Annotated in this window: 16 protein-coding genes; 2 read left to right on the forward strand and 14 right to left on the reverse strand. The window is 67.3% G+C overall.

Annotated features, from left to right (window positions below; all coding sequences use genetic code 11):
- Nucleotides 1-37: 37 nt before the first annotated feature.
- From lspA to INP57_RS17960, 3 genes are read right to left on the reverse strand one after another with little or no spacing between them, the layout of a single operon-like run.
- A complete protein-coding gene (gene lspA, locus INP57_RS17950) occupies nucleotides 38-520 on the reverse strand; it encodes a signal peptidase II (RefSeq protein WP_200071380.1) in 483 nt (160 codons plus the stop codon).
- Nucleotides 517-2,478, reverse strand: a complete 1,962-nt coding sequence (locus tag INP57_RS17955) for a heavy metal translocating P-type ATPase (RefSeq protein WP_200071381.1) — start codon at nucleotides 2,476-2,478, stop codon at nucleotides 517-519. The genes lspA and INP57_RS17955 overlap by 4 nt, the downstream gene beginning before the upstream one ends.
- Nucleotides 2,475-2,876 (reverse strand): ArsR/SmtB family transcription factor, encoded by a 402-nt coding sequence (locus INP57_RS17960; RefSeq protein WP_200071382.1) that lies wholly within the window; start codon nucleotides 2,874-2,876, stop codon nucleotides 2,475-2,477. The genes INP57_RS17955 and INP57_RS17960 overlap by 4 nt, the downstream gene beginning before the upstream one ends.
- Nucleotides 2,877-2,921: 45 nt before the next feature.
- On the opposite strand from INP57_RS17960, the gene INP57_RS17965 reads away from it, so the two are divergent.
- The gene (locus tag INP57_RS17965) at nucleotides 2,922-3,548 is read left to right on the forward strand and encodes a class I SAM-dependent methyltransferase (protein WP_233627764.1); all 627 of its coding nucleotides are present in this window, start codon (nucleotides 2,922-2,924) and stop codon (nucleotides 3,546-3,548) included.
- A 19-nt stretch (nucleotides 3,549-3,567) separates the two neighbouring features.
- On the forward strand, nucleotides 3,568-4,167 hold the full coding sequence (locus tag INP57_RS17970; RefSeq protein WP_200071383.1) for a methyltransferase family protein: 600 nt from the start codon (nucleotides 3,568-3,570) through the stop codon (nucleotides 4,165-4,167).
- A gap of 77 nt (nucleotides 4,168-4,244) precedes the next feature.
- Here the strand turns inward: INP57_RS17970 and INP57_RS17975 are convergent, their stop codons facing one another.
- From INP57_RS17975 to INP57_RS18025, 11 genes are all read right to left on the reverse strand, one after another.
- Nucleotides 4,245-4,535 carry a hypothetical protein gene (locus INP57_RS17975; protein WP_200071384.1) on the reverse strand — a complete coding sequence of 97 codons (291 nt, stop codon included), beginning with the start codon at nucleotides 4,533-4,535 and terminating at the stop codon, nucleotides 4,245-4,247.
- 202 nt (nucleotides 4,536-4,737) lie between these two features.
- Nucleotides 4,738-5,529 (reverse strand): M48 family metallopeptidase, encoded by a 792-nt coding sequence (locus INP57_RS17980; RefSeq protein WP_200071385.1) that lies wholly within the window; start codon nucleotides 5,527-5,529, stop codon nucleotides 4,738-4,740.
- Nucleotides 5,526-6,398, reverse strand: a complete 873-nt coding sequence (locus INP57_RS17985; RefSeq protein WP_200071386.1) for a DNA-processing protein DprA — start codon at nucleotides 6,396-6,398, stop codon at nucleotides 5,526-5,528. The genes INP57_RS17980 and INP57_RS17985 overlap by 4 nt, the downstream gene beginning before the upstream one ends.
- 109 nt (nucleotides 6,399-6,507) lie before the next feature.
- Nucleotides 6,508-7,299: a DUF8317 domain-containing protein gene (locus INP57_RS17990; protein ID WP_200071387.1), complete on the reverse strand. Its 792-nt coding sequence runs from the start codon at nucleotides 7,297-7,299 to the stop codon at nucleotides 6,508-6,510.
- Between the two features lie 78 nt (nucleotides 7,300-7,377).
- Entirely contained in the window at nucleotides 7,378-8,205 is an 828-nt protein-coding gene (locus tag INP57_RS17995) for a phosphoadenosine phosphosulfate reductase domain-containing protein (RefSeq protein ID WP_200071388.1), read from the reverse strand.
- Nucleotides 8,206-8,330: 125 nt separating this feature from the next.
- Nucleotides 8,331-9,188, reverse strand: a complete 858-nt coding sequence (locus tag INP57_RS18000; RefSeq protein WP_200071389.1) for a hypothetical protein — start codon at nucleotides 9,186-9,188, stop codon at nucleotides 8,331-8,333.
- Nucleotides 9,189-9,296: 108 nt separating this feature from the next.
- The gene (locus INP57_RS18005; RefSeq protein WP_200071390.1) at nucleotides 9,297-9,842 is read right to left on the reverse strand and encodes a hypothetical protein; all 546 of its coding nucleotides are present in this window, start codon (nucleotides 9,840-9,842) and stop codon (nucleotides 9,297-9,299) included.
- A 183-nt stretch (nucleotides 9,843-10,025) separates the two neighbouring features.
- The gene (locus INP57_RS18010; RefSeq protein ID WP_200071391.1) at nucleotides 10,026-10,436 is read right to left on the reverse strand and encodes a hypothetical protein; all 411 of its coding nucleotides are present in this window, start codon (nucleotides 10,434-10,436) and stop codon (nucleotides 10,026-10,028) included.
- Nucleotides 10,433-10,945 carry a hypothetical protein gene (locus INP57_RS18015; RefSeq protein WP_200071392.1) on the reverse strand — a complete coding sequence of 171 codons (513 nt, stop codon included), beginning with the start codon at nucleotides 10,943-10,945 and terminating at the stop codon, nucleotides 10,433-10,435. The genes INP57_RS18010 and INP57_RS18015 overlap by 4 nt, the downstream gene beginning before the upstream one ends.
- A 173-nt stretch (nucleotides 10,946-11,118) precedes the next feature.
- Nucleotides 11,119-11,355, reverse strand: a complete 237-nt coding sequence (locus INP57_RS18020; protein ID WP_200071393.1) for a hypothetical protein — start codon at nucleotides 11,353-11,355, stop codon at nucleotides 11,119-11,121.
- 50 nt (nucleotides 11,356-11,405) lie between these two features.
- Entirely contained in the window at nucleotides 11,406-12,167 is a 762-nt protein-coding gene (locus INP57_RS18025) for a hypothetical protein (protein ID WP_200071394.1), read from the reverse strand.
- Nucleotides 12,168-13,079: the final 912 nt, after the last annotated feature.

Genomic DNA, 13,079 nt, shown 5'->3' on the forward strand with positions numbered 1-13,079 from the left:
TGGCCCTGACTGTTCCTTGGCGGATTTAGTCACGGCCTCAGCCAGTGCTGGACCCTTTTGGCTCTCGTAGGGCAGTGAGGATCAGTACGACTGCTCCGAGAGTGATAAGGGTATCGGCGAGATTGAAGGTGGGGAACCAGCCGGTGTGCACGTAGTCGGTGACCACGCCGTCGGTGGCGCGGTCGAGCAGGTTGGACAGGGCGCCGGCGAGGATGGCCGCAAGGCCGATCCTGCCGGGCATTGGCGTGGTGGGTGTGCTGCGCCAGGCGTAGGTCGCAACGCCAGCGATGATCAAGACGGTGGCGGTGAGTACGACTCCGACCGGTAGGCCGGCGCCGAGGCTGAAGGCGACGCCGGAGTTGTAGGTCAACCGCAAGTGTAGGAGAGCGAGGTCGATGCTGCGCCCGTCGGCTAACGCTGCCTCGGTTGCACCGGTCGCAGCAACGACGATGCCGACGATGGTCGCGGTAAGGATAGCGAGGCCGATCCGGGCACGGGTCGACCTCGCCGGGGCGCTCATGCCGACACCTCGGCAGCGGTTACGTCGGCCTCAGCGCCTGACTGGCTGTGGGTGAGGGTGGCGAGGTGCCGGGTGCGTCCGGCGCGTACGCCGTTGGCGATGACGAACACCTCAGCGACCTCGTGAACTAGGACCACTGCAGCCAGGCCGAGAACACCGAACAGGGCCATCGGCACCAGTACGGTGATGATTGCCAGCGACAGACCCACGTTTTGCAGCATGATGCGTCGGGACCGGCGTGCGTGGATAAGGGCTTGGGGTAGGTGGCGCAGGTCCTCGCCCATGAGGGCAACGTCGGCGGTTTCGATGGCTACGTCGGTGCCCATCGCGCCCATCGCGATGCCGAGGTCGGCGGTGGCCAGGGCAGGGGCGTCGTTGACGCCGTCACCGACCATCGCCGTCGACCTCTGCTTACGCAGTTGTTCGACGTGGCGGGCTTTGTCTTCAGGTCGCAGCTCGGCGTGCACGGCGTCGATGCCGACTTCGGCGGCCAACGCGGTGGCGGTACGGGTGTTGTCGCCGGTAAGCATCGCGACGTGGTAGCCCTCGCGGCGCAAGTTCGCGACGACCTCGACCGCTTCGGGGCGCAGCTCATCGCGCACCGCGATCGCGCCGAGGGTGTGCCCGCCGCGTTCGACCAGCACCGCGGTCGCTCCCGCGTGTTGCATCCGCTCCACCTCAGTAGCCAGTGGACCGGCCTCCAGCCAGCCGGGACGGCCCAGTCGGACGGTCTGCCCGTCGAGGCGGCCGGTGAGCCCGGCCCCGGTCACCGCTTCCACGTCCGTGGCTGGGGTGGTGTCGTCGGTGGCGGCGAGGATCGCGCGGGCCAACGGGTGCTCGGAGCGGGCTTCCAGTGCGGCGGCCACCGACAGCACCTGCTTGCGGGTGCTGTCGGGCGCGGTCGCGACCTCGATGACGGCAGGCTGGTTCGCGGTCAGGGTGCCGGTCTTGTCCAGGGCGATGCCCCGGATGCGGCCGAGGGCTTCGAGTGCGGCGCCACCCTTGACCAGTACGCCGAGCTTGCTGGCCGCGCCGATGGCGGCGACTACGGTGACCGGCACGGCGATGGCCAGGGCGCACGGCGAGGCCGCGACCAGTACGACCAGGGCGCGCTCGATCCAGGTGACTGGATCGCCGAGCAGGCTGCCGAGCACCGCGATGAGCGCGGCGGCGATCATGATGCCGGGCACGAGAGGTTGAGCGATGCGGTCGGCCAGCCGCTGGGCGGCGCCCTTCCGGCTCTGCTCGGCCTCCACGATGGCCACGATCCGAGCCAGCGAGTTGTATTCGGCGGTCGCGGTGACCTCCACCTCTAACGCCCCGTTGCCGTTGATCGCCCCGGCGAACACGTCCTGACCGGGGCCGGTCTCGACCGGCATCGACTCGCCGGTGATCGCCGAGAGATCAAGAGCGGTGCGGCCGGTGCGGATCACTCCGTCGGTGGCGACCCGCTCACCGGGCTTGACCACCATCCGATCGCCAAGGCGCAGCTCGCTAGGCGCGATGACGGTCTCGGCGCCGTCGCGCAACACGGTCGCTTCGTCGGGCACCAGGGCCAGCAGGGCGCGCAGGCCGCGGCGGGTGCGGGCCAGAGAGTACTCCTCCAGGCCCTCACTGATCGAGAACAGGAAGGCCAGCATCGCGGCTTCGCCGACCTCGCCGAGGATCACTGCGCCCACGGCGGCGATGGTCATCAGCGTGCCGACCCCGATTTCGCCCTTGGCCAGGCGCGTGAGCGTGGACGGGACGAACGTCCACGCCCCTAGGGCCAGCGCCACCACTTCGAAGCCGAGTTCGACGGGGTGGGCAACATCCAGCCAGCCAGCCAGCAGCGCGGCCAGCAGGAAGACGCCGGAGGCAGCGGCGAAACGTAGTTCGACGACCTGCCAGAGCCGTTCCGGCTCCTGTTCCTCGCCCTCGCGGGGTTCGTCGTGGCCGCAGCCGCACGCGTCGCTCATTGCGCCACCTCCTCATCAGGTGTCGCGGCCGAGACGGTGTAGGTGCCGTAGTTCGGGCACAGCGCCACCGCGTTGCCAGTCGCGGCGAGCAGGGTCTCGCCTGCCGCAAGCAGGTCCATCAGCTCCGGCCGGGTGAGTGCGTAGAACACCTGCCGGCCCTGAGCGCGGCCCTCGACTAGGCCGCAGTCCCGCAGGCAGGCCACGTGTGCCGACACGGTCGACTGCGCGAGCCCCAGCTCGCCGACCAGGTCTGCGACCCGTGCCTCGCCGGTGGCCAACCGCTGGACGATCGCCAACCGGGTCGCATCCGAGAGGCTGTGGAACAGCGCCACCGCCGCATCCAGGCCCGACCCTGGTGCACTCGACGCCGGGCACCCCTCCGTGCTATTCATCGTCATAAGGCGATTATAACCGGAAGTCGACGATGAATCGAGGGTGTGGCGATGTTGATGAATCGCGTCGAGACCGCTTTGGTGAACTCACCACCCCGCCGGTGGCTCCAGCGCTACGAAACGCGGCTGCTCGTGGAACTGGGCGGACGCACCCCAGGGGCGCAGGTGGCCGAGATCGGCTGTGGTCCCGGCTACGGCACCCGGCTCATCCTCGATCGGTTCGGTGCCGCCCGCGTCGATGCCGTGGACCTCGATCCCGCCATGATCACCCGTGCGCAGCGCAGACTGCGCCGCCATGCCGGCCGTGCCCGGCTCGCCCAGGGCAGCGCCACCGATCTCCGTAGCGCCTTCCGCAGCTTCGATGGGGGTCAAGACGCGAGCTACGACGCGGTTTTCGACTTCGCGATCATCCACCACATCCCCAACTGGCGCGACGCGCTCGCCGAGATCGCCCGCGTGCTCACCCCCGGCGGTCGGTTCTACTTCGACGAAGTCACCGCGACCGCGCTGGCCCGCCCGTCCTACCGGCTCCTCCTTGACCACCCCACCGAGGACCGGTTCACCGCCGGGGAGTTCCTAGCCGAGCTACCCCGCCACGGCCTCGTCGTCGGCGAGCGGTGGCGCACCCGCATCGGCGGGGACTACCTGCTCGGCGTCGCCACCCGCGACACCGACTAGCACCGTTCGGGAGCAAACCATGTACGCCGGCATCACGCTTGGCCTGCTTATCGCCTTCAGCCTGCTCGACGGCGCGGCGCGCATCTGGATACAACGACGCCGCACCGGAGACACTGGCGTTCGCCGCCCGACGAACCCAGTGCAATGGTGGGCCAGGGGCACCTTTGCAGTGGGCATCCTCCTATCTGGCCTGATCGCTCCACTCTTCGAGCTAACTGGCCTGTCCGCGCTGGCAATTCTGGATCGGCAAGCAGTACGCGTCCTCGGCGTCGCGATCGCCGCGCTCGGTCTCCTCGGCACGTTCGGCGCCCAATTCGCAATGGGCGCATCCTGGCGCACCACGGTCGACCCGACCGAACAGCCCGCGCTGGTGACCACTGGTCCCTTCAGGATCGTCCGGAACCCCGTCTACACCACCGTCATCATCATGACGATCGGATTCGTGTTGACCGTGCCCAACGTCATCGCAATCGTGGGCGTGGGCGCGGTGATCACAGGCAGCCAGCTCCAAGTCCGTCTTGTCGAAGAGCCGTACCTCAGTCGCATCCACGGTGCCGCCTACCTGAACTACGCCGCCGACGTCGGCCGCTTCCTCCCCGGAATCGGCCGTACAGATTAATCAGGAGGCATCGATCTGCTTGTACCAGCGCTTGAACGGAGCGCGTGTGCTGAGTGACAGACGGGGAAGTACACGCCCTACGAGTCGGACGGGTTGCCATCCTCCAAGAGTTTGTAGACGTTGCTGCGCTGCATACCGACCTCCTTGGAGATCGTCAGCCGGGGAATCTTGGCCGCGTCCGCGGCCAGTACCGCGTCGTTGCGTTCCTTGCGGGCTTCCCGTTGCTGGGCGAGCAAGCCGTTGATCTTGTCCTCGATCCGGGCTTGCTCCTCGCGCGCCTCTTCCAGCTCGGTCTTGATGTTGTCGAGCTTGGCTCGGGCCGAGCGCAGTTGAAGGACCTCATCGGGCGTTCCGTCCGGTTGGGTCACGTCGACGCCTCCGTGTGCCGTGATCGCTCCTGGTGAGCGACACCCTGTTGCTGTGGCCTGTCTACCACGCATGTCTATCACGCTCCTGTTTAGGACGTTCGTGTCAGTGGGGTCGGCCTCGGTACGCGAGCGGGCGGTGCCCACTTCGTGAGTGTGGGGGTTGTGGGGGGCCGTCGGTCGTCGTGACGGCCCCCACAACGGATCAGTGCTGGTGGTAGTCGCCCATCCAGGCGCGACGCCCAGCTTGGGCGAGATCGGCTTTGCGTCGGCGCCAGTCGGGCAGCCACAGGTTCATCTGGCGTTGCCAGCCGTTCCCGTGTTTGCGGCCCGGTGGGCGGGTGGCGTGGGCGAGTTCGTGCACGAGCACGTACTCGATCAGCTCGCGCGGGAGCTCGAACAGCGGCCAGTGGAGGCTGACCAGGTGTTTCGCCGGGCTGTAGGCGCCCCAGCGGCGACGGCCGAGGTCGCGCACCTCGTAGTCCAAGTCCTGGATGCCGCCGCGGCCTTCGTACTGCTCGCCCCGCTGCCTGGCCCAGGCCACGCCACGGTCGCAGTACAGGTTGACCACCGCGGTGCGCATCGCCTCCGGACGGTTGCGCCGGACGCAGAGGAACAGGTCAGAGCCGAGCGCGTGGGGTCGGCGTTCGATCCGTGCCGGCGGGCCGTTGTCGGTGAGGCGCAGCCGGTAGGACCGGCCGAGAAGAGCGAAGCCCTCGCCGTTGACGAACTCCTTGACCGCGAAGTCCGGAGCAAGCTGCCGCGCCTCGGGGATCTTCCGCGCCAGCCACCCCCGATGGGTGCGGACGAAGTCCGCGACCCGGTCCGGGGTGGTGTGGGGCGGTACCAGGACCTTCACCGGTTCGCCGGGCTTGAGTTCCAATCCGACCGCGCGGCGTCGCGGCCGGATCTCCACCCGCACGTCCCAGTCCGACGGGAGTCCGAGCGCGGCTACCGCGTCCGCGACGTCCGCGCCCAGCTCGGTGTGCTCGGTCATCGGATGCCCTCCTGGCAGACGATGTGCTCGGTCGCAGCGATCGGGGTGGCCACTCCGGTGCGCAACAGGTCGATCACACCGGCCGAGGTGGCGGAGGTGATCGGTCCGGGCACGCCGTAGACATGGCGGCCCATCGCCGCGGCGGTGTGCGCGATCGGGAGGGCACCGCTGCGCTTCCCGGCTTCCACGACGACGGTGGCCACCCCGAGGGCGGCCAGCAGACGGCCCCGGGCGGCGAAGCGGGCGCGGATGGGCTTCGTACCGGGCGGGTATTCGCTGATCAGCAGGCCGCTGTGGGCGACCGATTCCAGGAAGGAAGCGTGGCCTTGCGGGTAGGCGATATCGGCGCCGCAGGCCAGCACCGCGATCGGCGGTGCGGAGCCAAGCAGCGCACCACGGTGGGCCGCACCGTCGACGCCGTAGGCGCCACTGGCCAGCACGGTGACGTCGGCCGCGGCGAGGTCGTTGCCGAGCGTGGCGGCGACGTGCTCGCCGTACTGAGAAGCGGCGCGGGCACCCACCACCGACACCGCCGCACCGGAACTGGCCGCGAGATTGGCGGTGCCCCGAACCCACAGCCCCAGGGGTGCGCCGAGGCCCTGTTCGGTCAGGCCGCGCAGCGCGCCGTGCGGCCAGTCGGGATCTTCCGGGGTCAGCAGCCGGTAGTGGCCAGCATCGATCGCGGCCAGGTCCTCGTCGATCCGGGGCTCTGGGTCGCGGATCTCGTGCAGGACGGATCGAGGTGCGGCTCCGGTCTGGATGCGCTCGACCGCGTCTACGGGGCCGTGGGCGGCCACGAAGGCGTCGACCGCAGGAGCCGGCGGCTCCGTGGCCCGGAGCAGAAATGCGCGAGCAGCGAGAGGGTTCATGATGAGCGCTCCTTATGACGCGAAAAGCGGGCCACGCCAACCGGAGAACCGTGTCGGCGCGGCCCACACAAGGGAAGGAAGGAGAGAGGACGCGTACCGAGTTGTGCGTCTACTCGGTGCGGTCGTGCAGCGGGATCGGCAACGAGTGGCCGATCAACTCGCGCCAACGGGAATCGCCGGTGTGCAGGAAGGCGCCGGAGGCCATGTACCACCGGTCCGGGTCATCCGTGGGGCGCCCGACGTACCGGCCGTACTCGAACCGCAGCGACACCGCCGGGGCGTCGTGGCTCGGCTCCCGGATGCGGACGAACTCGGGAACCCGTTCGCCGTTGATTTCGACGATCACCACGCTCCGGGCACGGGAGGACAATCCTCCGTTGGAACAGGAACCACCCGGCCCCGTGAGAATTTCGGCGGGGAGACCCTTGCGTGGCACAGGGATGGTGATCGTGCCGTCTCCGATGTCTGGAATCGAATGCAGCGAGCCGACGGGCCACGGTGTGTCGTCCCAGACCTGCAGCGCCTCGTACGCCTTGTATTCGACCCCAGCGATGCGCACGAGTTGCTTGGCTTCATCCGGCATCCGGCGCAGGGCTTCGTCACGCACCCGTCGGCACCATTCCCGCGCCGGGCTCGTGTCCCAGCCTCGGCGTTCGCACGTTTGGTACTCGTAACACTTGACGACGTTGAGGATGGCGACCAAGTGGAACAGGAACGCCGCGATCTCGACTTCATAGCGGGGAGGCGGCTCGTCGTCGTGCAGGAATCCGACGCTGCGGTAGTGCTGCTCCAGCAGCATTCGACCGGTGGCGTTGGCCTCGTCCACGTCGATCACGGAAAGTTGGATTCCCGCGTTGACCAGTCCATCGATGTGCGCCTTGCTCAACCGGAGAACAGACATGCAAAACCCCTTTCAGTGAAGGAAAAGTGGAAGTGATGAACGAACAGCGATGCGTGCGGTAGAGCCGCTGTCCTGGTTTCAGGCAGCCCGGCGGAGCAGGCGACCGGCTCCGCATCGTGCGGATTGCTGGCCGGATTCCGCGCTTGCCGCCGCGATGATGTCGGTCATGGACAGGTCGTTTCGGAACCTGTGCCCGATCTCGGCTTCCACGTCCGCGTACTCGGCGGCCAGCTCGGGACGAAGTTGCGCGGCACGGATCAGGTCCGCGCGACTGGCGAGCACGCACAGCGAGCACGACAGGCGGGTCATGCCCTCGTCGTAGGCCGGGTGATACGGCACGCCGCTGGCGTGGATGCGTTGCCACACCTCGGTTTCTGTCCACTCATGGATCGGAAGCCAGGTGTCCACAATGCGCTTCCCGCTGGTCGCCGCCTCGTCCCGGCTGAGACGGGCCTTCTTCAGCCGTGCCCGGGATTCATCCGCGCGGAGTCCCATGCAGTTCAACACTCGCGCGGGACGGTGGAGCGGGCCGAGTTCGGCGACGAGTTGCGTGATCAGTTTTCTTGCCGGACCGCGTTTCTGGTCCGAGGTGCAGTAACGAGCCGCTGACGACGGCCACCGCCCCCGTTGCCGCACCTGATCGAGGAGTAAGCCGCGTTCACGGTGCCGCTCCTCGTAGCGCACGCCGTAGTGCTCCGCCTGGCGCCGCGCGAGCGCGGCGGTTCCCGGCCACTCGACATGACCCAGCGCGCAATGCAAAACCGTGACACGGTCAAGCACCGCCGCCTGTTCCGCTCGGACGCACACCTCGTCCAACATGGCTTGCGAGTCCTTACCCGCACTCGAATTCACGAGAATGACGTCATAATCGGCAAGTCTGGGTAGGTCTGGGATCGCCGCAGACATGGTCCCGCCTCCTCTCGGAAACTCAGATTTCGTCGCGTGGTAAAGAGGAACGCCCGCCGCATCTCACAGTCCGAAAAGGACTAGAGGACGCCGCAGGCGGGACGATTGCCGAAAGTCACCTGCCGTCAGTGGCGGTCGGTGAGCCGGCGGAGGGCATCCAGATTCGCGAGGGTGCCCGCCCAGTACCGGACGTGAGCGGGCTCGTCATCAACTCCCCAGGCATACACGCGGAACCCGTACGCACTGGGGCTTTCCCAAACGCCACTGGTCCCGCTGCCGTCGGGGCGACGGATGCCGCGACGGTCGCAGGGGTGCTCCTCGACAGGGTCGCCCCAGCCGGCGGCCCGCATGTGGTCGGCAACCTGGTCGTAGGTGGCCCCGAACGACACGGCCGAACTCGTGCGGGAGCCCGCGCTCGCCTCGCGGATCGGCGTCGGCGCCGAGGTGATGACCGCCTTGACCTCCTGCACGGTCCACAGCCGCCCGTGCCCGCTCGCGGCGCCGTAGGCCAGCGAGTAGGGACCGGTGAACCACAGCGTGATCGTCTGGTCACCGCGGCGCCAGCCCCGCCGGTAGCCGCGGTGGTTGTCGTCCAGCTCGCTGATCGGGATCGGCGGCAGGGTGCCGTCGAGGTCCCGGTCCGGCCGCGCGGTCCAGCCGTGCGCGTCCAGATCCTCGAAGACCTGCGGATAAGCCATGTCGGTCGCGCGAGCTCCCGCGTATCCCCGCGCGGCGCGGGAGAGCGTGTCCGCAAGCCGGCTCAGACGGGCGGTGACGTTGCGCAGCCTGTCCGGCGGCATCGGTTTCGAGCTGTGCGCGTCGTCGGTGAGATCGGCGACCTGGCACCGAATCTCTTCGGCGAGGTCGGCCAGTTCGTCCAGGCTGGCCCCGCGGAGCCGGGCGAGCCCTTCGCCCGCATCCGCGCGGGCGCGCTCGCGGTCAGCTTCGGCCACCTTGTCGGGGGCATTGTCGTGGTTGTTCATCGCAGGGTCCTCGCTTTCGTTGGGGCGATGGGAAAATGGGAGTGAGAGGGCCGCTCCGGTGCGCATCGGGTGGCCGCGCACCGGAGCGGAAGGCAACGAGGTGTCTTATTAGGGCGTGTCGTCCCAGGCCATCCCGACCGCCCGGGGACCGGCGCCGTTCATGCGCCAGGCGTGCACGGCCGGGGCGAACTCGCTGGCCACGGCCCGGTCAAGGTCGCGGAGGTCGATCTCGCGGCGGCCGTTGCGGCGGGCGTCGGCCCACAGATCGAGGATCTTGGTCAGGGCCGCCGCGAGGTGTCCGGTCACGGTGCAGGCCGGGTAGTCCTCGTCGACCGCGGCCAGCAACGCGACCAGCTCATGCAGCGGCATCGCTTGCGTACCGGTCTGCAGTTGCCGGACGGGCAGCCGTACCGCGTTGTTGAAGCCGGGTTCCTCCCCGGCGAGCGTGACCGTGCCCCACACGGGATCGCCCCGGAGCTGGAACACGTAGAACCAGAACCCGAACCGGTCGTGTGCCCGGGTGACGGACTGGACGGGGAGACGGCGTTCCTTCGCGATCTGGACCGCGTCCGCGCGGCGCGAGGCCACGCGCAGCACGCCATCCAGCCGCACGCGCGAGAGGTCCAAACGGTCGTAAATCTTGACAACAGACATGGGTGACCTCGATTCGTCGAGTACCGAGAGTGGTGGGAACGAGCCGCCGCGATCAGCCGAGCGGGTTGGCGCGCGGAGATCGGGCGAGGGTCAGGCGATCGACGCCACGGCTGCCCGCGCGTGGCGCGGGCAGCGTGCCGCGGCGGTAGCGGTACCGGGCGCTCGGTTGTCGCTCTGCCAGGTTCAGGCGCGCACTCGGCGCAGGCGCACGGCCATCCCGGGACCGTCGTTGACGCCGTACCACCGTCCGCCGTGCGGGTCGGTGGCGTGCCAGACGTGGCGGGTCCAAGACCCGCCGGACGGCGTGTACTGGCGTTGGCCGTGCTGCCGACGGTCGGCCGGGTCGACGGTGGCCAACGTGCCCCCGGTCCAGGTAGTGATGGTGGAGCCGTCGCCGGAGAGGTAGGCGACCACGCATCGGGACGTGCGCATCACCGCGCGCTCGTGCTCGTCGGCGCACGAATAGCACATCGTGTCCCCGGTGCCGGCCTTCTTTGCGAAGCCCGGGGTACCGATCCCCGATGTCGCGGAGCCCAGGGGCGTCGGGGCGTGCCCGCAGTCCAGTACCGCAGGGGTGACCATGTTCCCGCTCATGACCTCACCTCACGCGGCTTGCAGAACTCTTTCTCCCGCGCGTCGATCCACACTTGGACGCTGGCCGCGTCTGCGTGGCGGAAGGTCTCGCCGGTTATCTCCCGTCCGCGGTCGGAGTTGCGGACGTAGTAGGTCCGGACTCCCAGGATGGCCGCGATGCGGAACAGGTAGCCGGCGACGTCGTCGGCGGCAAGGTAGCCGTGCTCCCGGGTGGCTTTGTCCATGCCCTTCTGGATCTTGCGGAGAACCTTGACGATGGATTCCGCTTGGTCCAGATCAACCCGGAACGCGTCGAAGTAGTGCCCGGGGCACCAGGCGCGCTCGTTGTCGCGATCGAGGTAGGCCGACACCTCGAAATCCGCCAAGTGTGCGCCCAGATCGCCACTGCCGAACGAGGGACGCCGCAACTCGCCGGACGTGGTCACCCGGCACACCTTTGCGACGACCCGCCATATGTCGTAGCGCTCCTCGATCTGAACGACAAACGCCAACTTCTCTGTGCTGGACATGCGAATACCTCCCGGAAAAGAGCACGGGTGCTTCGGTGTGATCAATGAACTGGATTCGTTCCGCCGCACGGTGTAGGCGAAATCAGCGTTCGCCTACACCGTGGGATTGCGGGACGTGGCGCCTGTCGGGGGAGCTGCACCCCCGCTAGCCTCTGCGGACAGGCGTAGAGAATTCAGAACTGGACCGGTTGCCGCATTGCTTCCCGGTATTCGGCAGGCGTGACCCGAAGGGAACACAGTTCCCTGACGGCCTCGCCGGTCGCTTTCTCGACAGCACGCAGCGCGGCGGAACCGCGGTAACGGTCGTCGGCGAACCCGCGAACCTCGCCCGTCGCCGCGTAGACCAGAAAGCCCCGACGGGGCTTTCCGCTCTTGGCGTGCTGGGCATCAATGGCGACCGCGTACAACATTCCATGACCCTCACAATCAAACGAAGATGGCTCGCGCGAAACTGGGTGTGTCAGGCGGTTTTCCCGTAGGGAAGAACCTGCGAGTAGCAGTGTTCGCAGCCGCGCAGTGTTTCCCGCACGTCTGCCCACGTCGTCACGACACCGTTGTGTCGGTGGGTATCGACCAGGAGGGAGGCGCACTCGCAGTCCGCTTCTTCGTAGAACTCCGCGCACTCGTAGTGCAGCGGCTGATCGTGGCTGGTCTTGATCCACCCGCCGCACTCGGCGCACGCGCGGTAGCCCAGGTGTTCCCTGATCCTGTCGAGGTCCCAGCTACTGCAGTCGGTACACAGGCTCTGTCCGTCGTCGGACAGGGCCGCGGCGACGTCGCCGGCGATCTCGTCGGGCACGTCGTAGCAGTCGGTCAGCGCCGAGATCGCCGCGTCCCGCTCCCGCTGGCCGAAGTCCTCATCGTTGAGGACCGGATAGCCAGCCAGGAAAGCGCCGATGCGTTCGGCGGCCTCCCGTGCGGCCCCGTCTGTGTAGTCGTAGGCCAACACCCCGTGGAACTCGGACGCCTTCCCGGGTGCGGCCTCTTCCATGATCGTGGCCGCGGCCTCCGCGTTCGACGCTTCCAGCAGGTGAGAGCACAGGTGCCCGAACACGTACTCGCCCGGGACAACCAGGGGTTCCCCATCGGAACCGGTAACGAAATCGAAACCGGACCAGTCGTGATCGCGTGCGAAATCGTCAGCGTCCCATTCGGTGTACCGGTAGTTCTGGCCGAACCACTGAACGGCATTCTCGGAAAGCTGAACCTTGATCTCGTCCATGACGCACCTTTCTATGCTGCGGGCTATCGCTTGCGTGAATCGTTGCCAGTGGCGGAATGGTCAGAGCCCGCACGCGACGAAAAAACGGTCCCGGTCGAATCGGGAATTGACGCTCGCAAAGTAGTTCGCGAGTCGGTCTGCCAGTTCTTTCCGATCGTCATCTGTGGACACAGACTCGCGAACGGACTCGGCAATGGCGACAAAGTCCTTACGGCTCACTTCGGACACTTCCTTTCGTTTCCGTTGGGCATGTCTCCAGTGATTCAGGCCAGTTGTGAGCTGGTGTCAGACGGCGACACGTGTCATGCGCGGATGTCGAAAAGGGGACGCATCCTGAGTCCGTGCAATACGCATCGCACACGGGCACATGTCGCCGCTGACAGCACATTCCCTGAATCTCTCCACGGTGCCGAACGTGGAAATTCCGTTGTGTCTAGCGCACGATGCAGGGAACCATGCCCGTAAGGATTAGCGTGCTATGGACGGGCGAGAGTGACACTCTCCAGCCGTGAATCGTCCAATGTCGGCAACCGCCTAAAACAGCCCGAACGCCCACGCATCGTGACGTCTTTCGGTGCTAGACCACCATGAAGTTATCTTGGGGACACTCCGGGCAGGAATGCCATTTATGCGCGCTTCTCCGCTTTTAGCAAGAGCTATACGAATGGCGCTGCAAGCGCAGTTACTACACATCCCAGAAAGGAATGAGCGTTTGGCTACGCGTCGTTCACCATTCCGCTCTGCACGGGTTCGCTGCTGTCCGCACGGCCCAAGCCGTTGCCCGCGCTTTACGGGACTTCTCTGGTCTCAGCCGGCCGTTCCTCCGCGGAAGGCGACTCGCAGGGAAGCCGTGCCCCGGTCCTCATCTCTTCCTCTTCGGTCTGTCCTGCTGATGTGTCTATTACACACTTA

This window comes from Saccharopolyspora galaxeae, assembly GCF_016526145.1.
Taxonomy (GTDB): Bacteria; Actinomycetota; Actinomycetes; order Mycobacteriales; family Pseudonocardiaceae; genus Saccharopolyspora_C; species Saccharopolyspora_C galaxeae.